Source organism: Bacillus cereus group sp. BceL291 (assembly GCF_051776705.1).
Classification (GTDB): Bacteria; Bacillota; Bacilli; order Bacillales; family Bacillaceae_G; genus Bacillus_A; species Bacillus_A cereus.
This window is the reverse complement of the sequence record NZ_JBPWAP010000065.1, coordinates 1-26061: the sequence shown is the minus strand read 5'-3', so window position 1 is coordinate 26061 and position 26061 is coordinate 1. Positions and strand designations below refer to the sequence as shown.

Below are 26061 nucleotides of genomic sequence, written 5' to 3'. Positions count from 1 at the left end.
TACAGAAAGATTCCAAGAAAAACTTCACGGCCTTTCCCCGATAGAATATCGGGAAAAGGCCGTGGCATAATACTCTTTTTATTACTGTCTACTTGACAGGGAGATGACCAGCCCGCAAAGGGCATTCTCTTTTTTTTATTAAGCTTGTGGACGGCTATGATGTTTTCTTTCGCCGCGTCCATTTGAAGAACCAGGGCGACCTTGGCCTTCACCTCTACGACCACGACTACCACCATCACGATTACGATCGCGGTTACCATCACGATTGCGATCACGGTTTCCGTCACGATTACGTCCATCACGGTTACGGTCACGATTACGTCCATCGCCACCGCCGCGTGCATCACGACTACGATTACGGTTACCATCACGGTATCCGCCTCCGTTACCGCCGCGTTTTTTAGAACCGCCACCTCTTGAAACAACAGGTGGTTCTGATGTTAAAGCGATCGGAGTTGTATCCGGCTCTTTAGTCATCATTTTTAAAGCAGCAGCTACTACTGTTACAGAGTCATTTTCTTCTAACATTTCTTCTGCAATACGCTTGTAGTATGCTAAGTTTTCATTTTCAATTGTGCTTTGAAGCTTTTCAGCGATTAAACGTTGTTGACCTTCTAATGCCTCGTCAAGTGTCGGTGCATCCATGCGGTCCATTTTACGTTTTGTTGTACGCTCGATATTTTTTAATTGTCCTGATTCACGTGGTGTTACAAATAGCATTGCAATACCTTTTTTACCTGCACGACCAGTACGACCGATACGGTGAACGTATGATTCTGGATCTTGTGGAATATCGAAGTTATATACGTGCGTTACGCCTGAAATATCAAGACCACGTGCAGCAACGTCTGTTGCAACAAGAACTTCAATAGAACCTTCTTTAAATTTACGTAATACAGACATACGTTTCGCCTGAGTTAAATCACCATGAATACCTTCTGCAGCATAACCACGTAAGTTTAATGCTTCTGATAATTCATCAACACGGCGCTTTGTACGACCGAATACGATTGCAAGCTCTGGAGATTGAATATCTAATAAGCGTGTTAACACGTCAAACTTTTTCTTTTCTTGCACTTCTAAATAGAACTGCTGAATGTTTGGCATTGTTACTTCTTTTGCTTTTACTTTAATGTGTTGAGGCTCAGTCATGAAACGCTCAGCAATACGGCGGATTGGATCCGGCATTGTCGCTGAGAATAGTAATGTTTGATGTGTTTCTGGCACATCTGTTAAAATTGCTTCAATGTCTTCAATGAAGCCCATGTTTAACATTTCATCCGCTTCGTCAAGAACAACTGTCTCTACGTTTTGCAGACGAAGTGTTTTACGGTTAATATGATCTAAAATACGACCCGGCGTACCAACAATAATGTGTGGGTGTTTTTTTAGAGCACGAATTTGGCGGTTAATATCTTGACCACCATAAATTGGTAAAATGCGAACACGTTTATGCTTACCAATTTTGTATAATTCTTCTCCAACTTGAATTGCTAATTCACGCGTTGGCGCGATAACAATACCTTGAACCGATTCTTTATGTGTATCCACTTTATCTAATAGTGGTAATCCGAATGCTGCTGTTTTCCCTGTACCTGTTTGCGCTTGCCCAATAATATCTTTACCTTGCAATGCATGTGGAATTGTTTCAGCTTGAATTGGTGTAGCCTCTTCAAAGCCCATACTTTCAACAGATTGCAGTAAAGAATCACTTAATCCTAATTCTCGAAATGTTGTCAATGTTACTTCTCCTTTTCTATCCTATACTTATCATTTAAAAAAAGGCGTTTTCCGAATTTGCGGAAAAGCCCTTTTCCTGAATGCTCACGTATATAAACGGGCGTATATTCTTCACGAAAATACTTCTAAACGTTATTACACTTTATCAATTATAAGTTTTGTATGTGTAAAAAGCAAACCCAACTGTTACCTTATTTTCATATTCAGAGTTTTTTTCTTCACTTTTATTTTTTTATATTTACTGTAAGCGCTTATTATAAGTTTCTTCTATTTTCGTAACTATCATCCCTATTTATATACACCAATTATTTCAACATCGTAATTACTTCTTCTAATTTCATACCGCGAGATGCTTTTATTAATACAACATCTTTCACATCGACTACTGCTTGTAAATCTTTTACTAACTCTTCTTTATTATCATACGCCTTTACACGTTCATTAGGGAAATTAATTTTCGCTCCTTCAGCAATTTGAGCCCCTAATCTACCGTATGTGAATACATGCGAGATTTTTGCTGGATCGATTAATTTTCCTACCTCATAATGGAACTGTACTTCTTGATCTCCAAGTTCTAACATATCACCGAGCACAACGATTTTTTTAGCAAAACCATCTAAACCATTCATTAAATGGAATGCTGCTTCCATAGCCGTCGGACTTGCATTATAAGCATCGTTGATAATTGTTAAACCACTATTTGTTTTCACAATTTCCATACGCATGCCCGTCATTTGAAGTGTTACTAAACCTTCTTTCATCTCTTCCCACGTTACACCAAAATGTTTCGCAATTGCCATTGAAGCAAGTGTATTATACACATTATGTTTTCCTAACACCGGTAAGTAGAATGAAATATTTTCATCTCTATTCATTTTGAAATGTGTCCCAGTTGCTTGTAATGTTACAGTCATTGGATAATAATCGTTTGCTCTTGCATCACCAAACGTAACCGTTTCTGTTGCTAAATTCATTTCAGGAACACGATTCGTTAATAAAGGCTCATCTCCGTTATATACGAACACGCCACCTTCTTGTAACCCTGTAACAATTTCTAATTTCGCTTCAGCAATTGCCTCACGAGATCCTAAATCCATTAAATGTGCCTCACCAATATTCGTAATGATAGCTGCATTAGGACGAGCTAACTTAGATAAGAATTCAATTTCGCCTCGGCTTGACATACCCATCTCTAATACTGCTACTTCTGTAGTTTCTTCTAAGTTTAAAATGGTAAGAGGTAATCCGATATGGTTATTGAAGTTCCCTTCTGTTTTTTGCACTTTGAATTTAGTCGCAAGAAGACTTGTTACAATATCTTTCGTAGATGTTTTACCGTTACTACCCGTTACACCTACAACTTTAACATCCAATTGATCACGATAGTTTTTCGCTAACATTTGCAATGCGGATAGCGTGTCTTCCACAAAAATAACCGGAAGATTCTCAGGTGGATTCGCTACATCTTTCATCCATAATGTAGCCACAGCTCCATTTTCAACAGCTTTATCTACAAAAGCATGTCCATCAAAGCGCTCCCCTTGAATCGGAACATACAAGTTTCCTTTTTCAATTTTTCTTGTATCAATAGACACGCCTTGAATAGTAATTCCCTCATATTGCTCTGCTAATCCAGTACCATTTACCATCTGTTCCACTTGCTTTAACATTCGCTTTATCATATAGAAACGCTCCTTACATAGAGGAAGCACTATTCCTACGAATAGTGCTTCCTCCTTTTTTGTTAGATTGTATATTTAATTTTTTGTTTTTCTTCGTGACGTTCAATCGCTAAACGAATTAGCTCTTCGATTAATTCTGGATACGGTAACCCAGTATGTTGCCATAATAGAGGGAACATACTGAACGGTGTAAATCCTGGCATTGTGTTTACTTCGTTAATATACACTTCTCCATCTTTCGTTAAGAAGAAATCAGCTCGCGTTAAACCTGCACCGTCTAATGATTGGAATGCAATAATTGCATCACGCTTAATTACATTAGATTCTTCTTCTGTCATTTCAGCTGGAATAATTAGCGCCGTATCACCATCGATATATTTCGACTTATAATCATAGAAGTCCTTTTTCGGAACGATTTCACCTACAACTGAACATTTCGGCTCATCATTACCTAGTACCCCAACTTCTACTTCACGACCTACAATATTTTCTTCTACAATAATTTTGCGATCAAATTGGAATGCCTCTACAAATGCATCCTCAAGTTCTTCACGATTTTTACACTTATTAATACCAACACTTGAACCAAGGTTCGCTGGTTTTACGAAGCAAGGATATCCTAACTTATCTTCTACTTTAGAATAAGCTTCCTCACGATTTTTTTCCCATGCACTACGAATGAAGGATGCATATTTTGCTTGTTTTAAACCAGCCTCTGCAAAGATGTTTTTCATAACAACTTTATCCATACCAGCAGATGATGCTAGAACACCATTTCCTACATAAGGGATATTCATTAATTCTAATAGTCCTTGAACCGTTCCATCTTCACCGTTTGGTCCATGTAGTAATGGGAAAATAACGTCAATAGCGTTCTCCTCAGAAGCTGCAGATGGGATAATTTCTGTACTTAATGATAACGGAGAAATCGCATTTTCTGCACCGCTCATTTTTAAAGCTTCAACATCTGTTACTTCGCCTTCAATACGCTCACCGCGTACCCATTGACCTTGTTCTGTAATATAAATTGGATGAATCTCGAATTTATCTTGATTTAACGCTTTAATAGCAGCAAGAGCCGTCTGTAGCGAAACTTGATGCTCAGCTGATTTTCCACCATATAATAAACCTAATTTAATTTTCGTCAATGAAATCACCCTAACCAATTGTTTTCATTTTTCTATTTTAGCACTTTTTATAAAAATAGGTAGTTCCTATTTGAAATAAAATGTAACTTCCATAAATAATTAAATAACATCACTTATTGGTTTTTCATTTCATTTTCTATATAGCTACACAAAATAAAATGGCAATCTAATCTAGTTATGTACCTAAAATATGTAGAAATCCCCTTTTTTGTGTATGTCACCTATTCACTAAGAAGATTGTTTGGTTAGTGTGTCTTTTTGCCTTTGCTCAACAAGGCGATCTAAAGAAACATATACAATACCTGCAACTACACATCCTACAGCTAAAATTGTAAATAGAAGGTGACCAAGTAACCGATCTAATAAAAAACCTCCCAAAAGTGGGCCAAATGCGCTTCCTGTAATCCACTGCAAACTTGCAGCTCCCATATAAGTCCCTCTCAAATGCTCAGGGGCCAAATTTGCTACAAATGTCATCTGTACAGGCGACATAATCATTTCACCTAACGTATATATAGCATAAACGAACAGTAGTGTTATTAAAATAATTGTAGCATTTGTATTAAATTCTCCAAACCACTTCGGTAACCACCCTATAAAAAATAATCCAATCCCGAATAAACATGCACCATATAACATCGTCTTCCCAACTGGTTTATCCGTAGCCCATTTTGAAATTTGAAACTGGAATAAAACAACTAATAGTCCGTTTAACGCCATTAAATATGGATATGGATTATTCGTTCCAAAAATACGCTTCATTTCATTATCAAAATGTAGTGGCAGCATGCCTTCCGTTTGAGAAAACCCCATCGAAATGATAATACCTGCTAATAAGTAAATCATTAATGCCTTATCTCGCATTACAATTTTCCAAACTGCCCCAGATTCCTTTTCTTTATGTTCTTCCTTATCTATACTCTTTGGCATCGTCTCTTGAATAAGAAGTAATACAAGTAACGCATAAAATAGCATTGTAGAAGAGGCAATAATAAACACAAGGTTCTTTGACAACACAACTACTGATGCTCCCATTATCGGACCAATCGCAGCACCTATATTGTGTCCCATTCGTAATAAACCATATGCCTCTGTTCTTTTTTCTGGTGCCGTTACATCCGCGACCATAGCTGATGCAGCTGGATGAAATAAAGAATTACTCAACCCTAAAAAAATAGATAAAATTGCATATGGAATAAATCCTTCTATAAATAGAAAACCGAGCATTAATAATGCATTACTTGCCATAGAAAATATCATAATAGGCTTTCTTCCATATATGTCAGCAATTCTCCCTCCTATAAGTGATCCAAAGCTTGCAGCAATTGGAGAAAGCGCCATAATAACCCCAACTTCCAACAACGAATCTACCTTATCTTTTAAATATAATGCAAAAAAAGGCATTAACATCATCATTGCAATTCCATTTAACGTCTCTCCAATAAATCGAATCCATACGTTACGGTCCATCTCCCTTAACTCACGCCACGTATTTTTCATCATTCCACCCCTTTAGTTAGCCAACAATTATCTTATAACAAGTTCAGAAAAATGTAAATTTTCAAATAAAAAAATCCATTCTAACAGAATTAGAATGGATTTTTTCGCTTATAAATTTGCAACATCTTCTTCTTTTTTACTATTATTTAAAGCACTATGTTTTCGGCTATATAAGAAGTAAACCGCTATACCAATAACCATCCATATCCCAAAACTAATCCACGCTGTCCCTGATAACTGAAGCATTAAGTATAAACAGAAAATCACTGTTAATGCTGGTAAAAATGGTACAAGCGGAGCCTTAAATGCCCTTGGTAAGTCTGGATGAGTTCTTCTCATTACGATTACCGCAACAGCTACAAGTGCAAATGCTGACAATGTCCCCATATTTACAAGATGTGCTAAAACATTTAAATCTATTAATCCTGAAATCAGTGCCGCAATAATCCCCGTTGTCCATGTATTTAAAAATGGCGTTTTAAATTTCGGATGAACTTTAGCAAGACGCTTCGGCAGTAAACCATCTCGGCTCATCGCATAAGAAACACGAACTTGCCCATACATCATAACTAGCATTACTGTTGTAATTCCTGTAATTGCTCCTACTGAAATTACCCCCGCTAAACCATCTTGTCCAATAAATTGAAGTGCAAAAGCAACTGGATCTGATATATTTAGCTGGCCGTATGGAACAATTCCTGTCAAAATAAGCGAAACAACGATATAAAGAACTGTACAAATTAATAACGATGCAATAATACCAATTGGTAAATCACGTTGCGGACGTTTCACTTCTTCTGCCGCTGTTGAAACTGCATCAAATCCTATAAATGCGAAGAATACTGTAGCCGCTCCAGCCATTACACCATCTAAACCAAATGGCATAAAGGGCGTCCAGTTTTCAGGTTTCACATAATTAAAACCAGCAAAGATAAAAATAAGAACAACTGCTATTTTAATAAATACCATAATGTTATTTACTCGTGCACTTTCACGAACACCCCTAGATAAAAGAACTGTCATCACTAAAATAATTAGAACTGCAGGTAGATCAATTATTCCACCCTTTCCTGTACCAGGAGCCGAGGAGAGAATAGTCGGAATGTGAATTCCAAACCCCTTTAATAAAGATTGAAAATATGCAGACCAACCGTTTGCTACAGCAGATGTAGCAAGTAAATATTCAAGCATTAAGTCCCAGCCAATTAAAAATGCGAACACTTCCCCCATCGTCGCGTATGTATACGTATACACACTGCCCGAGACAGGAACTGAAGAAGCAAATTCAGCATAACAAAATGCAGCAAAGGCACAAGCTAACGCGGCAATCGCAAATGATAATATAATAGCTGGCCCAGAATGTTTCGCTGCCACAACACCCGTTAGAACAAAAATACCAGTTCCAACAATTGCTCCGATTCCAAGCATAGTTAAATCTAGCGCACCCAATGTTCTTGCTAACGTTTTTTGCTTACTTTCATGCATTAACTTTGCAATTGGCTTCTTTTGAAAAATTTGCTTCATCTTTCACTCCTCCAAGTTTTAAATTTTCTGAAAATTTTTAATTCGCTTTTTTATTTTACTCATTACGCTTTTCCTAGTCAATACTTTTGTCGAAACAAGTAGAAATTCTTCTGAATATGCACGATCCTTATTATTCTTTCTATATATCTTTCCATTATTTTTTTGGTATTATTATACATGTCGATTCCGTGAAAAAGGCATGCCCCCTTATTGAGAGCATGCCTTTTTTACTTATTTCACAGTATATGAACCTTGTTCAATCCAACTATACATATACTTTTCATCTTCTGTTTCATGTGCTTGTTTTACAATACGAAGCGGACGGAATGTGTCTATCATAACAGCTAATTCAAGCGTCTCTTTCTTCCCTATACTTGCCTCTGTTTTCCCCGGATGCGGTCCATGGGGAATCCCGCTCGGATGAAGTGTAATAGAACCTTCTTCCACACCTTTGCGACTCATAAAGTTTCCTTCTACATAGTAAAGAACTTCATCACTATTAACATTACTATGATAATATGGTGCTGGAATTGACTCTGGATGATAATCGTATAAACGTGGTACGAAAGAGCAAATAACAAAATTATGCCCTTCAAATGTTTGATGTACTGGCGGTGGCTGATGAATGCGCCCTGTAATTGGTTCAAAATCCTCTACATTAAATACCCACGGATATAAATAGCCATCCCATCCAACAACATCTAACGGGTGGTGTCCTAAAACATGTTTATGCATATAGCCTCTTGATTTTGTCATTACGACAAACTCGCCTTTTTCATCATATGTCTCTAATTTTTCTGGACCACGAAGATCTCTTTCACAAAACGGACTATGCTCTAACAATTGTCCGTATTCATTTCGATAACGACGCGGCGTTGTAATTTGGCTATTTGCCTCTACAACAAGAAACTTAGTCTCTCCTTCATCTGGAATAACACGATAAATCGTTCCAATTGGAATCGTTACATAGTCGCCTTTTCTATAGTGAATCGTTCCAAACATCGTTTCAATTTTCCCTGTTCCATAATGAACAAATAACATTTCATCGCCATCACCATTACGATAGAAATAATCCATTTTTTCTGTTGGACTCACTACTCCAATTAACAAATCTTCATTTCCAAGTATGAAATTACGTCCACTTATTGCATCACCACTTTTTTTACTTTCTTTCGTTCGAAAGTGGCGATGAGAAAGAGCAACATCCTCTTCATACTGCAACTGACAAGAATGCGATAATGCAGAATGACCTACTTCTGTTGGCATATAATGATGATACAAAATAGACTGCGTACCAGAAAAACCTTTTGTTCCCATTACCTGTTCACGATAAAGCGACCCATCTTTTTTACGAAATTGTACATGTCGTTTATGAGGTAGTTCTCCCATGTGACGATAAAACATGCCCATCACCCGCTTCCTTTTCTTTTTTGATCGTATTACGTAGTGTACCTAAACCAGTAATCGACAGTTCTACAACATCTCCATCTTGTAGCCACTCTTCTGTACCCAGTTCTAAAATACATCCTGTTCCTACTGTCCCAGAACCAATCACATCTCCTGGATATAACGTAACGTCCTCTGAAGCACGTTCAATCATTTCAGCAAATGTATAGTAAATATCTTGGAAGTTTCCTTTTGATAATAGTTTTCCATTTACATGAGCAGTCATTTCTAAATTATATCGATCACCATTACGATAAACGTCTAATTCCTCTTTCGTAACGAGATGTGCTCCTAAAGAAGTTGCAAAGTCTTTTCCTTTCGCTGGACCGAGACCTACTTTCATTTCTGTTGCTTGTAAGTCTCTCGCACTCCAGTCGTTCATAATACAATAACCAAAAATATATTCCTCTGCTTGCTCACGAGAAATATTTCGCCCTTCTTTTCCTATTACGCAAGCAATCTCCAACTCATAATCAAGCTTTTTAGACTTTTTCGGACCAATTACAAAATCACCGGAACCAATTACAGCACGATGATTAGTAAAATAAAAAACCGGAATATCATACCATTCAGGCACAACATCTAATCCTCTTCGTCCACGAGCTGTTTTTACATGTTGTTCAAATGCGTAAAAATCTCGAATACTACTCGGATTAGGAAGAGCAGCTGTCAATTGTACTTCTTCTAAAGCATATATACCCTTATTTGGATTCTTAATATTCCGCACTACTTCTACATACTCATCCGCTTTCTCTAAAAAATCCATCATAGAAGAAGGGATTTTCCCTTCACTAGCAAGATTCATATCTATTACTTTGTCACCTTCAAGCCATCCAGCCCGTAGTTCTTTTGAAGGAAGACAAAATGTAACAAATTTCATCCTAATTCCTCCTTATAAAAATGAAATTTCCACCAGCAAAGGGACTTTTGCTGGTGGATACAAATCTTATAAGTTTCCGCGACGCTCTTGTTCTCTTTCAATTGATTCGAATAACGCTTTAAAGTTTCCTTCACCAAATCCACGAGAACCTTTACGTTGAATGATTTCAATAAATAAAGTCGGACGATCTACAATTGGTTTCGTAAAGATTTGTAGTAAGTAACCTTCATCATCACGATCTACTAAGATCTTTAATTCTTTTAACTTATCAATTTCTTCATCGATTTTTCCAACTCGTGCAGTTAGCTCATCGTAATAAGTATCAGGTGTATCTAAAAACTCCACCCCATTTGCACGAAGCGCTTCAACTGTTTTAACAATATCACTTGTTAATAAAGCAAGATGTTGTACACCAGCTCCATTATAGAATTCTAGATACTCTTGAATTTGTGACTTTCTCTTTCCGTCTGCTGGTTCGTTAATAGGAAACTTAATACGACTTCCATTCGTCATAACTTTTGACATTAACGCCGAATACTCTGTACTAATATCGTCATCATCAAAATGAATCATTTGTTTAAAGCCCATAACATTCTCGTAATAACTAACCCACTCTTCCATTTTTTCAACATTACCAACTACATGATCAACAGCAATTAAACCAGACTCCTCAAATGGAATATTAAATTCTACCTTTTGGAATCCTGGCATAAATGCCCCTTTATAATTTTTACGCTCTACAAGCGTATGAATTGTATCACCATACGTACCAATAACTGCTTTTTTCAATGTACCGTCCTCATCTGTTAATTCCTGCGGTGGAGCAATTGCGACGGCACCACGTTTCACTGCTTCTGAGTATGCTTTATCAACATCATCAACAAGTAGTGCCACATCCTTCACGCCATCACCATGAGTCTTTACAAACTCTGCAATACGATTTTCACTACTTAAAGCTCCAGACACAACGAAACGCATATTTTTTTGCACAAGAACATAAGATACCTTTTCACGGTTTCCAGTTTCTAATCCAGAGTAAGCTACAATTTTGAATCCGAACGCTCTCGCAAGATAATAACTCGATTGCTTTGCATTCCCTACGTAAAATTCCAAATGATCTACATCACGTACTGGAAAAAAGTCCTCCATTTGTGCAGCTAGCGTATCCATAGATTTTTGTTTCATAATATCTTCATCCCCCTGTAAATAGATTAAATGGTCCATACTTAAAACCAACCGAAAACGCTTCCAACATTAATTAATAGAAATTAGTTAGCAAGCTAACAAATTCTGACCTTTAAAATTTTCTATCTTTTCTGTCAAATTCCTCTTTTTTTCTTACATATAAAATTCGACTTTTTTCTCTTTGAAATAAAGCGGGATTTTATTCAGTGGATTTTTGATTATTCGTTGAATCAAGTTTCAACCGCAGCGTTTAATTAGCCATGAATGCTGGATAATGAGGTAACTTTAATACTTGAGGGTATATAAGAAGAATATAAAAAAGACTCCAACATATTAACTACTTACTAATACGTTAGAGTCTTTATTTTTTTTGAATGATTGTATTTATATATCTCATACTAATACATTTGCAAGGAATAGAATAAATGATGTTAATATTACCGCTCCACCTAAGGATCCTAATAAATCTGTTTTTGTTACTTGAAACACTTGTTCATTGTTCATATCCCTCATTCTCCTTCCTTTTTTGTTTAATTTAAAACTTCTATTATACTAATACACTTGATAAAAATACGATTAATGCTGTTAATACTACCGCTCCACTTGCTGATCCTACGAAATCACCTTTTGTTACTTGTAATACTTGCTCTTTCATATCATTTATCCTCCTTTTTTTCTTTTGTTACAAAGCTTCTATTATACTAATACGCTTGATAGAAATACGATTAACGCTGTTAATACTACCGCTCCACTTGCTGATCCTACGAAGTCACCTTTTGTTACTTGTAATACTTGCTCTTTCATATCTTTCATTCTCCTCTCTTTTTCTTTTATTACAAAACTTCTATTATACTAATACGCTTGATAAAAATACGATTAATGCTGTTAATACTACCGCTCCACTTGCTGATCCTACGAAGTCACCTTTTGTTACTTGTAATACCTGCTCTTTCATATCTTTCATTCTCCCTTCTTTTTCTTTTGTTGCAAAGCTTCTATTATACTAATACGCTTGATAGAAATACGATTAACGCTGTTAATACTACTGCTCCACTTGCTGATCCTACAAAGTCACCTTTTGTTACTTGTAATACTTGCTCTTTCATATCATTTATCCTCCCTTTTTATAAGTTATCTATATGTAATTTCTAAGAAATGTTTATTTCATAGTTTTTATGTTAACGTTACATTAAATTTGATAACGTAACGTTTGTAACATTAATGTAACATAACTATTATTACGTTGCAATATAATTACGTAAAATTTATTACACTTTTTTTACGTTTTTTTATAATAACCCTCAAAAACCTTTACTTAATGCATTTTTCACTAAGTTCACGTTTGTAACATTCGTGTAACATTACAGTCATAAAGTGAAATGTAGTCATATTCCTCTCTATTTTTGTTACAAATTGTTTATTTAGTGCCACTAAACCTATCTAATCTTTACTTACTTTTAATATGAGATAAAATACCGTCTTTCCAAGATAAGTTTATATGTTTCCTCTATATAACTATGTATAATAAAAACAAAGAGGTGGTCATTTTGAAATTAATCGCATTAGATATGGATGGTACACTACTATCATCTAATCTTGAAATCTCCAAAGAAAACCTACAAGCAATCCAAACTGCACAAGAAGCCGGTCATATTGTAATGATCTGTTCTGGTCGTGCGAAAGAGGATGCTTTAAAGCTATTGGAAGAATATAAATTATCTCTTCCAGTCGGAGCAAGCAATGGGGCTATTGTTTATGTGGATGGAAAAGTAATTAACTCGCGTTGTATACAAAACGACAAAGTGTACAAACTTGCAAAATTACTAGAATCTGAAGGTTTCCCATATAAGCTATATACAAATAAAGGAGTTTATTCTCCATATACATGGCAAGATCAAGTGATGCAAGCATTCGAAGAAAATAAGCATGCGCTTGATGTTACATTAGAGGAACTTGAACGAATTACAGAAAAGCAAAAGAAATCGAACCTAATTACTGATTTCAAAAAAATAGAAGATGTTGTAAATAACCAAGAACTAGAAATATCTAAATTCTTCATTTTAACGTTTAATGCAGCGCATCGCGCACAGCTATTAAGTATATTACAAGAGGATGCTGATATTATGGTTACAGCATCGGCTCCTACTAACTTAGAAATTATGGATAAGAATGGACATAAAGGAAACGGGATACAGCAGATGGCAGCTCATTTTAATATCCCTATTGAAGATACAGTTGCTATTGGTGATAATTTTAATGATGTACCGATGTTAGAAGTAGCGGGCTTATCTGTTGCAATGGGCAACGCTGAAGAAGATGTAAAAAAGCTATGTGATGTTGTAACACTAACAAACAATGAACATGGTGTTGCTCACGCAATCGAGCAATTTGTATTGAAACAAACTTCATCTAGTAAATAAAAAAAGGACTCTTTCAATTTGAAAGAGTCCTTTTTTATACGTGATGACAAGCAACAAAATGCTCTACACCAACATTACGGAATTCTGGTACTGTTTTTTTACAAACATCCGTTGCAAATGGGCAACGTGTATGAAAACGACAGCCCGAAGGTGGATTTGCTGGACTTGGAATATCCCCTTCTAGTATAATTCGTTCTCGCTTCACTGTTGGATCTGGTATTGGAACAGCTGATAACAATGCTTTCGTATAAGGATGTAGCGGATTGGTAAATAACTCATCACGCGGTGCTGTCTCCACAATCGTACCTAAATACATAATTCCGATTTTCGTACATAAATGTTCTACTACACTTAAATCATGCGAAATGAATAAATAAGATAATCCCTTTTTCTCCTGTAACTCACTAAATAAATTAATAATTTGTGCTTGGATAGATACATCTAGTGCCGCTACAGGTTCATCAGCTACAATGAATTCTGGATTTAATACCATAGCTCTTGCGATTACGATACGCTGACGTTGTCCACCAGAAAACTCATGGGGATACCGGTCAATATGATAAGGAGCTAATCCACATAACTCCAATACTTCAATTACCTTTTCACGCACATTTTCTTTCGTTGCTAATCCGTGGGCCAACATTGGCTCTCCAAGCGCTTCTCCAATTCTCATTCTCGGATTTAATGAGCTAAATGGATCTTGGAAAACGAGCTGCATATTAGGGCGATGTTTTCTTAATTCATCCTTGGATAAAGAATGAACATCTTTTCCTTTAAACTTCACTTCTCCCTCCGTTTTTTGAACGAGGCGTAAAATTGTTTTTCCTATTGTTGTTTTCCCGCTCCCTGATTCACCAACGAGACCAAACACTTCACCTTTATTAATAGTAAAACTTACTCCATCAACTGCTTTTACATGCCCAATTGTTCTACTAAATACGCCACCCTTAATTGGAAAATATGCCTTTAGGTTTTTCACCTCTAATAATGGTTCACTCATTGTTCCGCACGCTCCTCATATAACCAACAAGCTACTTTATGATTTTCATCATTTACATTTAGATTGGGGGCTTCTTTTTCACATATTTCCATACAATGCTCACAACGCCCACTAAAGTAACAAAACTCACCTAAACCAACTAAATTCGGAACTTGCCCTGGAATAGAATATAGTTTATCTATTCGTTTTCCCATTACTGGTTTTGATTTCAATAATCCTTTCGTATAAGGATGTTTTGGATTTTGGAATATCTCTAGTACTGGGGCTTCTTCAATAACTTTCCCGCCATACATAACGACAACATAATCAGCCATTTCCGCTACGACACCTAAGTCATGTGTAATTAATAAAATCGACGTTTTAAATTCTTCTTTCACTTGTCTTAGTAGATCCAATATTTGAGCCTGAATGGTAACATCAAGAGCTGTTGTTGGTTCATCTGCAATTAATAACTTAGGATTACAACTAAGCGCAACAGCAATCATAATACGTTGTAACATCCCACCGCTCAGTTCATGCGGATAAGAATGGACGATTTCATCAGCGCGGGCTATGCCAACTTTACGAATTAACTCAATTGCCTTCTTATATGCTTCATTTTTACTAAGTAATTCATGTTCTCTTAACGTTTCTACAATTTGCTCCCCTACAGTGAAGACGGGGTTTAGCGATGTCATCGGTTCTTGGAAAATCATTGCAATATCATTGCCTCGTAAACTACGAAGTTCTTTCTCTTTCATTCCTAAAAGACTTTTTCCTTCATATAAAATGTCTCCACCCACTACACTACCAGATTCAGCAATAAGCCCCATAATAGATAAAGCTGTTACACTCTTTCCGCAACCTGATTCTCCTACTACACAAACTGTTTCCCCTTCTCGAACCGCAAAGCTAACATGGTTCACAGCCTTTACTGTCCCCTCGTCAGTTTGAAAATGTGTTTGTAAGTCTTTCAGCTCTACTACCGCTTTACTCATATCTTCTCACCTACCGTCTCATCTTTGGATCTAACGCATCACGAAGTGCATCACCAAGTAAATTAATTGATACAACTGTTATAAAGATTGCAAAACCGGGCGGAATCCATAACCATGGACGCTTTTGGAAATCGATTAATGAGTTAGCTGCGCTAATCATGTTCCCCCATGATGGTGTAGGTGGAACGACTCCGAGGCCTAAGTAACTTAGTGCGGACTCACTTAAAATAGATCCAGCCACACCCAAAGTTGCTACAACAATAAGTAACGGAAAAACGTTAGGAATTAGATGATGAATGATTTTTCGAGAATCTTTTAATCCTAATACATCTGCCGCTTGCATAAAGGCTTGCTCCCGCAATGTTAAAATTTGTCTTCTCACAAGACGGGCAAGTCCTGGCCATCCTACTAAACTTAAAATAATCATTACAACATATAAACGGTACTCCGATGGTAATTTCCATTCTGATAAAATTGCTCCCATTATAATAAGTAGTGGTAATCCTGGAATGGACATTAACACATCTGCAACACGCATAATTAAATGATCTACAACTCCTCGATAAAAACCAGCAATTGCTCCTAATAGAGCTCCTAGTATAACGGATAGTAGCATCGACGCTAAACCGATTGTTAATGAAATACGCCCTGCTTGCATAAGTCTAGTTAAAATATCCCGTCCCAACTGGTCTGTCCCAAGCCAATGTGACAGGCTGGGTGGTTTATTAATTTGTGTTACTTATACTTTCCCATCAGCATACGGTGAAAAGATTGGACCGATAAAACTAAATAAAAACATAAATATTAAAACGTATAAGCCACACAGTGCCATCTTATTTTTCTTGATTTTTTTATATGCTTGGCGCCATGGTGATGATTCATTTCTTTTTTTCCGTTCTTTCTTTTTCTCTATTATGGGTGTAATAGTCTCCATATCTTTCCCCCCTTACTTCAATCGAATTCTTGGATCAACAAACGCATATACAATATCAGCTAAGAAATTAGCCATAATTGTTAAACAAGAAAGAAACATTGTAAAGGCCATTAATACCGTATAATCACGGAAGTTTAATGCTTCTAATTGAATACTCCCAATCCCTGGCCAATTAAAAATCTGTTCAATAATAATAGCTCCTGAAAATAAACCCGGTAATTCAAAAGCGAGTAATGTAATTGCTGGCAAAATTGCATTTTTCAATGCATGTTTATAAATAACGGTCCTTTCTTTTAAACCTTTTGCACGAGCAGTACGAATATAATCTTGCCTAATAACATCCAACATGCCAGTTCTAAAATAGCGTGTTAACGATCCTACACCAAGAAGCGTTAAAATAAATACAGGTAGAATCATATGACGTAATACTTCTAATATGTATGCTATCCCTGTTGAGTTACTCCCAATATCAATCATGCCACCAATAGGTAATAACTTTAAATCAACTGCTAATAATTTAATTAAAAATAGTCCGATAAAAAATGATGGAAATGACATTGCTGCAAAGACACCGATTGTTACCAATCTATCAAACCAAGAGTGCTGCTTTGTTGCAGAAATAACCCCAATAATAAGAGCAATAATCCAAGTGAAAAATAAAGCTGCAGCAGCAACAATAAATGTATTCCAAATGAATTTATTAAGTAATGAAGTTACCGGTTCTTGATACTGTAAAGAAAATCCAAAATCACCATGCAAAGCATTCACTAACCAATGAAAATACCTTTCAATAATCGGTTTATTTAAACCGTACAACTCTCTTAATTCTTGAGCTCTCTCTGGTGTTAATTTTGGATTTGAATCGATATAATCACCCGGTAAGAGTGCAAATAAGAAAAAGATAATAATAGACGTACCAAACAATGTAGGAATCATTTGTAGAAACCTACGAATGATATATGTTTTCACCTTTTGTCTCCCCAATCCTATTTACTTAAAAATAGAAGAACATTTTTTCAAAACAGCTACCATTCCATTGCTGTGTGAAAAAACGTCTTCTATTATTTAGGTCAACCCTTATTGTTCAATAGATAACACTGGTAAGTTGGAACTGATGCTATCGTACTTTTCTGGATCAATTCCTTTTATACGTGCATTATGAGCATAAAGTAGTTTACGATAGTTTAATAAAATAACTGGTGGATCATCACTTAACTCTTTATACAGCTCTTTATAAATCGCTTTACGTTTTTCAATATCTGTCGTTCCTATACCTTTTACAATCAAATCATCTACTTTCGGATTATTATAACCCGTATCACTTTTTGGATTAGTTGATAAGTACTCACTTACAACTTCACTTGGATCACTAATTCCTGGTGTTGAAACTGCCGCTAAATCGTAGTCACCTTTTCCTACTTTTGAAAGCATCGTATTAAAGTCCATCAACTCTGGATTTAATTCAACACCAATTTCTTTGTAACTTTCTTTTGCAATCAGAATAAAGATATCATTTGTTTTACCTGTATTTGATGCGTAGTATGTTAATTTTAATTTTTGACCATCTTTTTCACGAACCCCGTCAGAACCTACTTTCCAACCAGCCTCATCCAATAATTTTTTAGCCTTTTCTACGTCATGCGGATATTTATTAATACCTTCTTCTGTATATGCCCATGAAACTGGAGCAATTGGTACGTTAGCGACAGAGCCATAGCCTTGTAAAGCTGTATCCACATACTTCTTACGGTCTAATCCATAAGTAAGTGCTTGGCGTACCCTTTTATCTTTCAAATACGACTTCTTATTATTTACATAGATATAAGCAATATCACTTGATGATTCAAGATTAATATTTGCAAACTCTAATCCTTTTAATTGGTCTATATTTTCAGGATTCGCTCTAAACCCACTATAGTCCAGTTCACCTGTTTGGAATAATTAGAATCCAGTATCACCTGATGTGATTTTGTAAATAAAGTTTTTAATTTTTGGTTTACCTGCATAATAATTTTCGTTAGCAACAAAGCGGACTTCTTGACCTGGAACATATTTTTCAAATTTATATGGACCCGCTGCAATTGGTTGCCCATATAATGCTTTTAAATAGTCTAAACTTGTATTTTGTTTATAATCTTTTCCATAATAAGCTTTTGATAGCACTGGGCCACCTAAATTCGTTAGCGCCTGTGAATTAACTTTTTCAGTTGTAATTTTAATTGTCTGTGGATCAACAACTTGGATTCCTTCAATAGAAGTTGCTTTTCCTTCTTTATATTCTTTCCCACCTTTAACAGCATACTGAGCAATATCCAATCCACCTTCATACGCTTTATCATGAAGTAGTGTTAATGTAAATGCTACGTCATCCGCTGTTAGAGGCGACCCATCACTAAATTTTAAATTTTTACGTAAATGGAATGTATATGTTAACTGGTCAGCAGAAATATCCCATTTTTCCGCAAGATCCGGAATAGGTTTACTTTGTTTGTCTGTTGTTACTAATGAAGCAAAAATAACCGACGTTACATTTCCATCCCAACCATTATCTTGGAAATACGGAAGGAAAACTCCCCCTGGCTTAGAAATGGCTGTAATGAAAGTATCTTTTCGTTGATTTGCTTTCTCTGGACTTTTCTTTTTATCTGTAGCTGGAATTGATTCAATCTTAGAGTCTTTTAAATCCTGCTTTTTTACTGGTTCTGTAGAAGCCGTATCCTCCTGTCCCCCACAAGCAGATAACACAAGCGAACTACTCAGTAATACTGAAAATACACCAGCCCATTTTTTTGTCTTTTTCTTCATTGTCCCCACCCTAACTGTTTAATAGTTATACCCTTTGAACTTATTAGCTTATGTATGCCTCCCACAGCACATTTATAGCCAATCGGAAAAGTCGGTTTTAATCAGAAAAAAATAGATGTTTTTGAGGGGTAACAATCTTATTCCGACCTTTCCGGTAGACTTTATGGTTATTAGCTTATATCGTTCATTATGTTTTGTCAATTCTTTCTAAATAAATATTTTGAGAATTTTCCCAAAATTACCACTCTACATTTATACTTTAAGAAAACTCAGCTATAATTCGTATTAAAACTTAAAAATCTACTTCTATTCCTTCAGCATGAAACATAGAATACTAATAACCAATTACCAAAAAGGGGGCGAAAATATGGACAACCTATTCCAATACGTCCTGCACTACGTATTATTAACAATTATGATAGTCGGAGCGCTATTACTATTCCCGTTCTTCCCAAAGTTCGTCCTCTTTTTAGCTTTTTTTATTATGCTCGGGATCGCTATTATAATTTCAACGAGAGAAGATGCCACGCAAAAAGAGAGCAGAGTTCAGCGCGTAAAGCTGTAACTTTGCTCTCTTTTCGTTTCCATTCACTAGTCTCTGTTACACATATTTATCCCGCTATTTGCCGTGCAGTAAGACCCCCACCTCAAAATTCAGCGAAAGCAAAAGAAATTAGGTCTGGGTCGGGGTGCCCGTAAAGGCCCTCACTTTATCTCTCGGGAAATAATTAGCCTTTGTTTTTGTAATTACTCCTATCCAAAAACCACTAATGACATTTATTTTTCACCTTATTATTTTCATATGTTTCACAAGCTATGCAAATTGAGGAACACGGATTTATCTAAGTTACTGTTTCACGTGAAACACATCGCTTCATTTAACCTTTAAAGCAAAATATCATTATGAAGAAAGCCACTTCCTCCAGCAAAACTGAAAGGAAGTGGCTTTCTACTCATTACTCCACAATATTCTCTAATTCATTATATAAATCTGCTCGTAACAACTCTTTCTTCGTTTTTTCCTCATATAATTTTTCAAGTTTTTCAACATCAGCTACATGTTCCATTCCACATTCTATTGCATATATATCTTCTTCTACATGCATTAACTCATTTTCAATCTCTTCAAGATTCCTAGCTTCTTTCTCTTTTACAGAAACCGTTTCAACACTTTTTCTCCCTTGGCGTTTCTGCTTTATTACTTGCTTCTCAAGCTTTTCCTCCCACTTTTGACGAGCCCATGCATAATTTCCTGCAAACTCAAATAATTTGCATCTATCAATCCAGTACGTCTTTTCAAATAACTTATTTAAAAAATATCGATCGTGTGAAACAGCTAAAATCGTCCCATTATATTGCTCAAGGGCTTCTTCTAAAACTTCCCTTGATTCAATATCAAGGTGGTTTGTCGGCTCATCTAAAATTAGAAAATTGATGTCTTGATACATAAGTTGCGCAAGTCTTAACCTCATTTTTTCTCCACCGCTCAGTTGTGTTACTTTCTTAAACACCGCTGGACCATAAAATAAAAACTTAGCTAATATATGTCTTGCTTCTCCTTCTGTTACAGCCACATACTCTCTAAACGCTTCCAATACATTACTCTTCATATTTTCATATGCATGTTGTGATAAATAACCAATTTTGACACTACTGCCAATGCGAATTTCACCAACGTCTGGATTTATTTCTTCTAATAGTAGTTTTAATAATGTAGTCTTTCCTGTACCATTACGACCAACGATAGCAGTACGCTCTTGAAAACGAACATGTAAATTCGCTTGTTCAAATAAAGGTCGGCCAGCAAAACCTTTACTCACTTCTTTCATTACAACAACATCTTTTCCGCTTCTCTCTTGCCCTTCAAACTGAAGACCCATCTGTTTTCTTTCTAAAATTGGCCTCTTTAATTTCTCTATACGCTCTAACGCACGTTCCATATTCCTCGCTCTTTTATGCAATCCTTCATTCGGAGGATTCGCTTGATTTGCCCATTCACGTAGGCGCTTAATTGCTTCTTTCATTTTCTTTATTTTCTTTTGCTGCTCTTGATAAGCTTGAAACTCTTGAAGTAATCTTTCTTCCTTCTCCTCAACGAACTGAGAATAATTCGTATGGTACACGTGAATCTCTCCATCTTCCAGATCAAAAATTTTCGTTACAACTTCATCAAGGAAATAGCGATCGTGTGAAATAACCATAACTGTTCCATTATATTCTTTTAAAAATTTCTCTAACCATTCAACTGCAAACAAATCTAAATGATTTGTTGGTTCATCTAATAGAAGTAAATCTGGTTTCTGCAATAGCATATATGCAAGGCTTACTTTCGTCTGTTCTCCTCCACTTAATTCCGTAAATACTCTTGGAAATAAGTCTGTTACTTGTAAGCCATTTGCTACCTTCATTATATTTGCCTCTATTTCATAACCACCGAGAAATGCAAATTTTTCTTGAATTATTCCGTACCTCTCCATTAGCTTTTTCAAAGAAGATTGTTCCTGCTCCTCCGCCATATTTTTTTCTAGAACATGCATTTCTTTTTCTAATTCCTTTTCTACTTTAAAAGCGGAACTCAATACATCATATACAGTCATGGCCTCATCAAACTTCGGAATTTGTGCGACATGACCAATACGTGTACCTTTCTTCATATGAATGGCTCCTGCATCCAAACTCTCCATTCCCGTTAGAAGCCCAAAGATTGTTGTCTTCCCACTACCGTTACGACCAACTAACCCAACACGTTCACCATTCTTTATTTCAAGCGATATATTTTCAAATATGATGTTTCCACCAAAAGATTTCGTTACATTATTTACACTACAAATAGTCATTTTCCGTACTCCTTTCAATATAAAAAACCATGAGAAAGAAACATTCCCCATGGTTTTCGGCATAGAAAAAGGAAGCCAAATAGCTCCCTTTTCACACGTTTATTAAAAATGGGTGAAGAGATTTCTATCGTTCAATAGTCACTATGCAATTGTTAAAAAAGGGCATACGTATCCCGTTAACAACTACATCATGAAAAATCGCACGACAAAAATAGATAAAATCTAAAAATTTGGCACGCGCAGCTAAAGAACGTTTCATCTCATTCACCCCTTTCGTACGGAATTTAATACTTACTTCTTTATTATACTTTCCAATTTCATGTTTGAATAGTCATTTTTCTGAAAATAATGAAGATAGACTAAACATTTCAATAAGTGACATCAAATCTTACAAAACTGTTATGTTCACGTAATGGAAAGCGATAGTACGAAAAGATGCCTCCCTATACAATAAAGATGTAAAACAAGAGTGACAAACACAAGGAGGAAACAAACATGATGAAAGAAATCGTAAAAGCAATCTTTGAGGTATTAGTGAACGGACAAGCAGTTGTAAAAGAACTAAATGAACTATAAAAAGGAGTGAAGAAATATGATGAACATGGTGAAAATGATTTTACACGCTTTAGTCGATGCAAAAGCAGTTAGCCAAGAATTAAACCAACAATAAAAAGGGGTATATGAATATGAAGAAAGCCATTATTATAATTGCAAGCACAGCAATCACTTTATACACAATAAAAAATAGAAAAAAGAAAAATAATGAAAATGTTCTATATTATCCATACACACTATTAGAGAAAAAATAAAAGACAAGGTACCCTATCGTAATGAGGATATCTTGTCTTTTATTTTTTCCATATTGTCTTTAGAGGATTTCCTTCTCCTTTTCCCGAATGTATTAAGCGGGATTTTTACACATATTTTAAAGGGGCATATATACAAATGGATACACAACAACTATATTTTTTAAACGATATCGGTAAACAAAAACCAGAAAGTATTCGGAATAGAAGCGCTGCATGTCCATTTTGCGATAAAGAACATTTAACGGATATTTTAGCAACTGATGGTTCTATTATTTGGTTAAAAAATAAATTTCCTACATTACAAGATACATTTCAAACGGTGCTGATTGAAACGGATAATTGCGAAGATCATATCGCAACATATACAGAAGAACATATGCGAAAATTAATGCAATTTTCTATTCAACATTGGTTACACTTACAGAAGAACGAAGAATTTGCATCTGTAATTTTATACAAAAATCACGGTCCATTTTCAGGTGGAAGTTTGCATCATGCACACATGCAAATTATCGGAATGAAATATGTAAATTATCTTGAAAATATTGAAGAAGAAAATTTCCAAGGAGTAATTGTTCAAAAAAATGAACGCATTGAGCTTAATATTTCAGAGCATCCCATTATTGGCTTCACTGAATTCAATATAATCATTGATAATATTTCATATATAGATGAAATGGCAAATTACATTCAGCAAACTGTACGTTACATACTGATAGATTTCCATAAAGGATGCAGTAGTTATAACTTATTCTTCTATTACTTAAATGGAAAAATCATTTGTAAAGTTGTACCTAGATTTGTCGTTTCACCATTGTATGTAGGATATAAAATACCGCAAGTTTCTACAAAACTAGAAGAGGTGAAAATACAACTCACGCAGTATTTCACGAAAGAAAAGGATGAAATTATTCATAAAAAAACAGAGTAGGTATAGAAAACCTACTCTTTTACCCCGCATTAACGAGCAGTAAAACTTCCACCTCAAAATCCGGAAAACGCTAGAATTTAGGCGGAAGATTAACTGCTCGTAAAAGCCCGATTGGTGAAGACTAATAATCAGCGGGGGATGAACAGACTCCCCCACTGATTAAAGTTTCACTTTATTACACCTTTATTTCGATAGTACACATCTTCTAATCCGATGTTATACTTCATGTTATTATCCGTCCACTCTGGCCCTAAATTCCCTGGCCATCCAGATGTATTCGCTATATATTTCAGTAATGCAAAATCAGTCAAACCTTTTTGCACCCCACGCTTATATCCTTTCATTAAATGCGGCATTGCAATTTGCGCATTTGTACGTGGATCTTTCAGCTCATCATCAGTTAAATGTTCTGGTGCAAGCCCGCCGCCGCGGTGTAGTTGAAACAATCCAAATGAAGTTCCATTATCTCCAACACTTCTTGGATTTAATCGACTTTCATGCTCGGCAATTGCAAGAGGTATCCATTCCGGAAGATTTACTTTCTTCGCTTCCTCTATAATGATTTGTTTCATCTGTTTTGCTTCTTCTGAATCAACATAGCTTGTTCCATTCACTAGCTTATCCATTCCTTCAGACTTTCCTTGGAAATATAAATATACTCCAAGAACAACTAAAAATCCTACAAAGAATTTCTTCACTACCTCTACCTCTTTCTCCGCTGAAATTTGTCCCCTTTCAGCCTTCCCTTTACAATTACCTACATTCTATTACTCTTTTATCATAGCAAATAACTATACGTATTATCATCATGCTTTAGACCGATTTTGTGAAAAAACAGCTGGTAAATACGTGCAAAAATGTAACTTTCATAGACTATAACGCATTTTTTGTATATAATTGTAAACTGAACTCTATATATAGAATAGGAGCGTACAAAATGAAAAAATGCCTAACACTCTTGTTCAGCATTTTACTACTCATCCCTACCTACACCTCTGCACAAACATCATCAAAACCAAAAGTACTTGTTTTGTATAGTACACAAGACGATAAAGTTTCAAATAATGTCCAAATCCTTAATACTCAATTAGGACATTTTACAAATGATATAACCGTAAAAAACTTAAAAGAAGCAACTTCAATTAATAACGTATCCTCCTATACACATATTGTTTATATCGGTGAAACAAAAGAAGCGTTTTCTGATGAAACGAAACAATTTCTAGAAAACTTCTCCGGCCCTTTATTAGTATTAGGACAAAATGTTGAACAATTATCTAAGCGTTTTTCTTTCATTACATTGAAGAGTGACGATATACGAGTTAATAAAATTGAATATCCAGAAAAGAAGCTAAAAAATACCTTAGAAGAGGAACGATTAATTCAATCATTTGATACGAATGGAACTGTGCTTGCTAACGCTTTAAGCTCAAATAACACTAACCCACTAATCGTTCAGCATGAAATATCTTATTATGTCGCAACACCTAACCTCTTTGACTGGATGTCTCATTACGTCGGTGAAATGTTATTTTCTTATTTCAGCCAAAAACCAACGAAAAATAAAGTTGAAGCTTATTTACGTCTTGAGGATGTTCACCCAGCAGCAGATATAAATCAATTGAAAGAAATTGCTAAATTACTAAAAGAGAAAAAGATGCCTTACATGATTACTGTTATTCCGGTATATAAAGATCCAGATACAGGAAAGATAATACATTTAAAAGATAAACCAGAACTAGTTGATCTTTTACGCTCTATGCAAGATGATGGTGCAGCAATTATTATGCATGGTTATACTCACCAATTTTATGACAGTGAAACAGGTGAGGGCTTTGAATTTTGGGATGTCAAAAAAGATCAACCAATTCGCCAACCGAAGCATGAAAAACCGAAGACAAAAGATGACTTTCCAAATATAGAGGCATATAACCAATATGTAAAAAAAGGGGAAGAATTCGAGGAAAAATATACGAAAAATCATATTGAAAAAGGAATTCAAGAACTTGTAGATGCTAAACTATATCCTGTTGCCTTTGAAGCACCTCATTACACGATGTCTCAAAAAGGATATGAAATATTATCAAGGTACTTTTCAACTTATGTAGGACAACTACAGTTAAATGATACAACTGTGCGACACGTTCCTAACTGAAAAGGTTAGGCGCTGATTCAATATTCAGCAGAACTATTATTTCGAGAAGTCAAATGATAGGGTAACGCCTTGAAGGGCTTCCTCTGAT

General features: G+C 35.6%; 24 protein-coding genes and 3 pseudogenes. 6 read left to right on the top strand and 21 right to left on the bottom strand.

What is annotated here, in order from left to right; translation table 11 throughout:
• The coding region (locus ACS2CR_RS27300) for an IS3 family transposase (RefSeq protein WP_325782447.1) at positions 1-70 on the top strand (70 nt) is incomplete at its 5' end.
• Between the two features lie 68 nt (positions 71-138).
• Here the strand turns inward: ACS2CR_RS27300 and ACS2CR_RS27295 are convergent.
• The 13 genes from ACS2CR_RS27295 to ACS2CR_RS27235 all read right to left on the bottom strand — a co-directional run bounded on the left by ACS2CR_RS27295 (position 139) and on the right by ACS2CR_RS27235 (position 12211).
• Positions 139-1740, bottom strand: a complete 1602-nt coding sequence (locus ACS2CR_RS27295; protein ID WP_000206585.1) for a DEAD/DEAH box helicase — start codon at positions 1738-1740, stop codon at positions 139-141.
• A 305-nt stretch (positions 1741-2045) separates the two neighbouring features.
• Positions 2046-3422, bottom strand: coding sequence for a UDP-N-acetylmuramoyl-tripeptide--D-alanyl-D-alanine ligase (gene murF / locus ACS2CR_RS27290; protein WP_153602732.1), 1377 nt, complete (start codon positions 3420-3422; stop codon positions 2046-2048).
• A gap of 62 nt (positions 3423-3484) precedes the next feature.
• The gene (locus ACS2CR_RS27285) at positions 3485-4570 is read right to left on the bottom strand and encodes a D-alanine--D-alanine ligase (RefSeq protein ID WP_000161427.1); all 1086 of its coding nucleotides are present in this window, start codon (positions 4568-4570) and stop codon (positions 3485-3487) included.
• Positions 4571-4798: 228 nt separating this feature from the next.
• Positions 4799-6070, bottom strand: coding sequence for an MDR family MFS transporter (locus ACS2CR_RS27280; RefSeq protein WP_000799726.1), 1272 nt, complete (start codon positions 6068-6070; stop codon positions 4799-4801).
• 108 nt (positions 6071-6178) lie between these two features.
• Positions 6179-7594, bottom strand: coding sequence for an amino acid permease (locus ACS2CR_RS27275; protein ID WP_000809349.1), 1416 nt, complete (start codon positions 7592-7594; stop codon positions 6179-6181).
• Between the two features lie 231 nt (positions 7595-7825).
• Positions 7826-8998, bottom strand: coding sequence for a homogentisate 1,2-dioxygenase (locus ACS2CR_RS27270; RefSeq protein ID WP_013141710.1), 1173 nt, complete (start codon positions 8996-8998; stop codon positions 7826-7828).
• Positions 8964-9920, bottom strand: a complete 957-nt coding sequence (locus tag ACS2CR_RS27265; RefSeq protein ID WP_053514327.1) for a fumarylacetoacetate hydrolase family protein — start codon at positions 9918-9920, stop codon at positions 8964-8966. Before ACS2CR_RS27265 ends, ACS2CR_RS27270 begins: the two co-directional genes overlap by 35 nt.
• A gap of 66 nt (positions 9921-9986) precedes the next feature.
• Positions 9987-11105: a 4-hydroxyphenylpyruvate dioxygenase gene (gene hppD, locus ACS2CR_RS27260; RefSeq protein ID WP_000810922.1), complete on the bottom strand. Its 1119-nt coding sequence runs from the start codon at positions 11103-11105 to the stop codon at positions 9987-9989.
• A 393-nt stretch (positions 11106-11498) separates the two neighbouring features.
• Positions 11499-11609, bottom strand: a complete 111-nt coding sequence (locus tag ACS2CR_RS27255; protein WP_053514328.1) for a DUF3948 family protein — start codon at positions 11607-11609, stop codon at positions 11499-11501.
• Positions 11610-11652: 43 nt separating this feature from the next.
• A complete protein-coding gene (locus ACS2CR_RS27250) occupies positions 11653-11760 on the bottom strand; it encodes a DUF3948 family protein (RefSeq protein ID WP_000664237.1) in 108 nt (35 codons plus the stop codon).
• A gap of 41 nt (positions 11761-11801) precedes the next feature.
• Positions 11802-11909, bottom strand: coding sequence for a DUF3948 family protein (locus ACS2CR_RS27245; protein ID WP_000664237.1), 108 nt, complete (start codon positions 11907-11909; stop codon positions 11802-11804).
• 43 nt (positions 11910-11952) lie between these two features.
• Positions 11953-12069, bottom strand: a complete 117-nt coding sequence (locus tag ACS2CR_RS27240; RefSeq protein WP_000654250.1) for a DUF3948 family protein — start codon at positions 12067-12069, stop codon at positions 11953-11955.
• 34 nt (positions 12070-12103) lie between these two features.
• Positions 12104-12211, bottom strand: coding sequence for a DUF3948 family protein (locus ACS2CR_RS27235; protein WP_000664237.1), 108 nt, complete (start codon positions 12209-12211; stop codon positions 12104-12106).
• A 441-nt stretch (positions 12212-12652) separates the two neighbouring features.
• On the opposite strand from ACS2CR_RS27235, the gene ACS2CR_RS27230 reads away from it, so the two are divergent.
• Positions 12653-13525, top strand: coding sequence for a Cof-type HAD-IIB family hydrolase (locus ACS2CR_RS27230; RefSeq protein ID WP_000766421.1), 873 nt, complete (start codon positions 12653-12655; stop codon positions 13523-13525).
• A gap of 34 nt (positions 13526-13559) precedes the next feature.
• On the opposite strand, the gene ACS2CR_RS27225 is transcribed toward ACS2CR_RS27230, so the two are convergent.
• The 5 genes and pseudogenes from ACS2CR_RS27225 to ACS2CR_RS27205 form a co-directional block, all read right to left on the bottom strand.
• On the bottom strand, positions 13560-14525 hold the full coding sequence (locus tag ACS2CR_RS27225) for an ABC transporter ATP-binding protein (RefSeq protein WP_001294485.1): 966 nt from the start codon (positions 14523-14525) through the stop codon (positions 13560-13562).
• A complete protein-coding gene (locus ACS2CR_RS27220) occupies positions 14522-15502 on the bottom strand; it encodes an ABC transporter ATP-binding protein (protein WP_000030767.1) in 981 nt (326 codons plus the stop codon). Before ACS2CR_RS27220 ends, ACS2CR_RS27225 begins: the two co-directional genes overlap by 4 nt.
• A 10-nt stretch (positions 15503-15512) precedes the next feature.
• Positions 15513-16436 (bottom strand): annotated as a pseudogene (opp4C, locus tag ACS2CR_RS27215) (oligopeptide ABC transporter permease).
• 12 nt (positions 16437-16448) lie between these two features.
• Positions 16449-17405 carry an ABC transporter permease gene (locus ACS2CR_RS27210; protein WP_000860687.1) on the bottom strand — a complete coding sequence of 319 codons (957 nt, stop codon included), beginning with the start codon at positions 17403-17405 and terminating at the stop codon, positions 16449-16451.
• 108 nt (positions 17406-17513) lie between these two features.
• A pseudogene (locus ACS2CR_RS27205) lies at positions 17514-19241 on the bottom strand (ABC transporter substrate-binding protein).
• A 367-nt stretch (positions 19242-19608) separates the two neighbouring features.
• Between ACS2CR_RS27205 and ACS2CR_RS27200 the strand changes: the two are divergent.
• Positions 19609-19806: a hypothetical protein gene (locus ACS2CR_RS27200; RefSeq protein WP_000369254.1), complete on the top strand. Its 198-nt coding sequence runs from the start codon at positions 19609-19611 to the stop codon at positions 19804-19806.
• Positions 19807-20197: 391 nt separating this feature from the next.
• Here the strand turns inward: ACS2CR_RS27200 and abc-f are convergent, their stop codons facing one another.
• Complete coding sequence (gene abc-f, locus ACS2CR_RS27195) at positions 20198-22078, bottom strand: ribosomal protection-like ABC-F family protein (RefSeq protein WP_053514329.1); 1881 nt, start codon at positions 22076-22078, stop codon at positions 20198-20200.
• A gap of 124 nt (positions 22079-22202) precedes the next feature.
• Complete coding sequence (locus ACS2CR_RS27190) at positions 22203-22337, bottom strand: RAxF-45 family protein (RefSeq protein ID WP_000830643.1); 135 nt, start codon at positions 22335-22337, stop codon at positions 22203-22205.
• A gap of 421 nt (positions 22338-22758) precedes the next feature.
• Here ACS2CR_RS27190 and ACS2CR_RS27185 point away from each other — a divergent pair, with 421 nt between their 5' ends.
• The gene (locus tag ACS2CR_RS27185) at positions 22759-22887 is read left to right on the top strand and encodes a hypothetical protein (RefSeq protein WP_001998915.1); all 129 of its coding nucleotides are present in this window, start codon (positions 22759-22761) and stop codon (positions 22885-22887) included.
• A 136-nt stretch (positions 22888-23023) separates the two neighbouring features.
• Positions 23024-23818: a DUF4931 domain-containing protein gene (locus ACS2CR_RS27180; RefSeq protein WP_016119007.1), complete on the top strand. Its 795-nt coding sequence runs from the start codon at positions 23024-23026 to the stop codon at positions 23816-23818.
• Between the two features lie 167 nt (positions 23819-23985).
• Here ACS2CR_RS27180 and ACS2CR_RS27175 read toward each other — a convergent pair whose 3' ends face one another.
• Entirely contained in the window at positions 23986-24516 is a 531-nt protein-coding gene (locus ACS2CR_RS27175; RefSeq protein WP_000713248.1) for a transglycosylase SLT domain-containing protein, read from the bottom strand.
• A 239-nt stretch (positions 24517-24755) separates the two neighbouring features.
• On the opposite strand from ACS2CR_RS27175, the pseudogene ACS2CR_RS27170 reads away from it, so the two are divergent.
• Positions 24756-25952, top strand: a pseudogene (locus ACS2CR_RS27170) (DUF2334 domain-containing protein); the annotation flags it as partial.
• Positions 25953-26061 lie beyond the last annotated feature (109 nt).

Bases quoted from the DNA above. Each gene is read 5' to 3' on its own strand.
- murF (WP_153602732.1), bottom strand. From the start codon at position 3,422: ATGATAAAGCGAATGTTAAAGCAAGTGGAACAGATGGTAAATGGTACT.
- ACS2CR_RS27280 (WP_000799726.1), bottom strand. From the start codon at position 6,070: ATGAAAAATACGTGGCGTGAGTTAAGGGAGATGGACCGTAACGTATGG.
- ACS2CR_RS27275 (WP_000809349.1), bottom strand. From the start codon at position 7,594: ATGAAGCAAATTTTTCAAAAGAAGCCAATTGCAAAGTTAATGCATGAA.
- ACS2CR_RS27270 (WP_013141710.1), bottom strand. From the start codon at position 8,998: ATGTTTTATCGTCACATGGGAGAACTACCTCATAAACGACATGTACAA.
- ACS2CR_RS27265 (WP_053514327.1), bottom strand. From the start codon at position 9,920: ATGAAATTTGTTACATTTTGTCTTCCTTCAAAAGAACTACGGGCTGGA.
- hppD (WP_000810922.1), bottom strand. From the start codon at position 11,105: ATGAAACAAAAATCTATGGATACGCTAGCTGCACAAATGGAGGACTTT.
- ACS2CR_RS27255 (WP_053514328.1), bottom strand. From the start codon at position 11,609: ATGAACAATGAACAAGTGTTTCAAGTAACAAAAACAGATTTATTAGGA.
- ACS2CR_RS27250 (WP_000664237.1), bottom strand. From the start codon at position 11,760: ATGAAAGAGCAAGTATTACAAGTAACAAAAGGTGATTTCGTAGGATCA.
- ACS2CR_RS27245 (WP_000664237.1), bottom strand. From the start codon at position 11,909: ATGAAAGAGCAAGTATTACAAGTAACAAAAGGTGACTTCGTAGGATCA.
- ACS2CR_RS27240 (WP_000654250.1), bottom strand. From the start codon at position 12,069: ATGAAAGATATGAAAGAGCAGGTATTACAAGTAACAAAAGGTGACTTC.
- ACS2CR_RS27235 (WP_000664237.1), bottom strand. From the start codon at position 12,211: ATGAAAGAGCAAGTATTACAAGTAACAAAAGGTGACTTTGTAGGATCA.
- ACS2CR_RS27225 (WP_001294485.1), bottom strand. From the start codon at position 14,525: ATGAGTGAACCATTATTAGAGGTGAAAAACCTAAAGGCATATTTTCCA.
- ACS2CR_RS27220 (WP_000030767.1), bottom strand. From the start codon at position 15,502: ATGAGTAAAGCGGTAGTAGAGCTGAAAGACTTACAAACACATTTTCAA.
- ACS2CR_RS27200 (WP_000369254.1), top strand. From the start codon at position 19,609: ATGGACAACCTATTCCAATACGTCCTGCACTACGTATTATTAACAATT.
- abc-f (WP_053514329.1), bottom strand. From the start codon at position 22,078: ATGACTATTTGTAGTGTAAATAATGTAACGAAATCTTTTGGTGGAAAC.
- ACS2CR_RS27190 (WP_000830643.1), bottom strand. From the start codon at position 22,337: ATGAAACGTTCTTTAGCTGCGCGTGCCAAATTTTTAGATTTTATCTAT.
- ACS2CR_RS27185 (WP_001998915.1), top strand. From the start codon at position 22,759: ATGAATATGAAGAAAGCCATTATTATAATTGCAAGCACAGCAATCACT.
- ACS2CR_RS27180 (WP_016119007.1), top strand. From the start codon at position 23,024: ATGGATACACAACAACTATATTTTTTAAACGATATCGGTAAACAAAAA.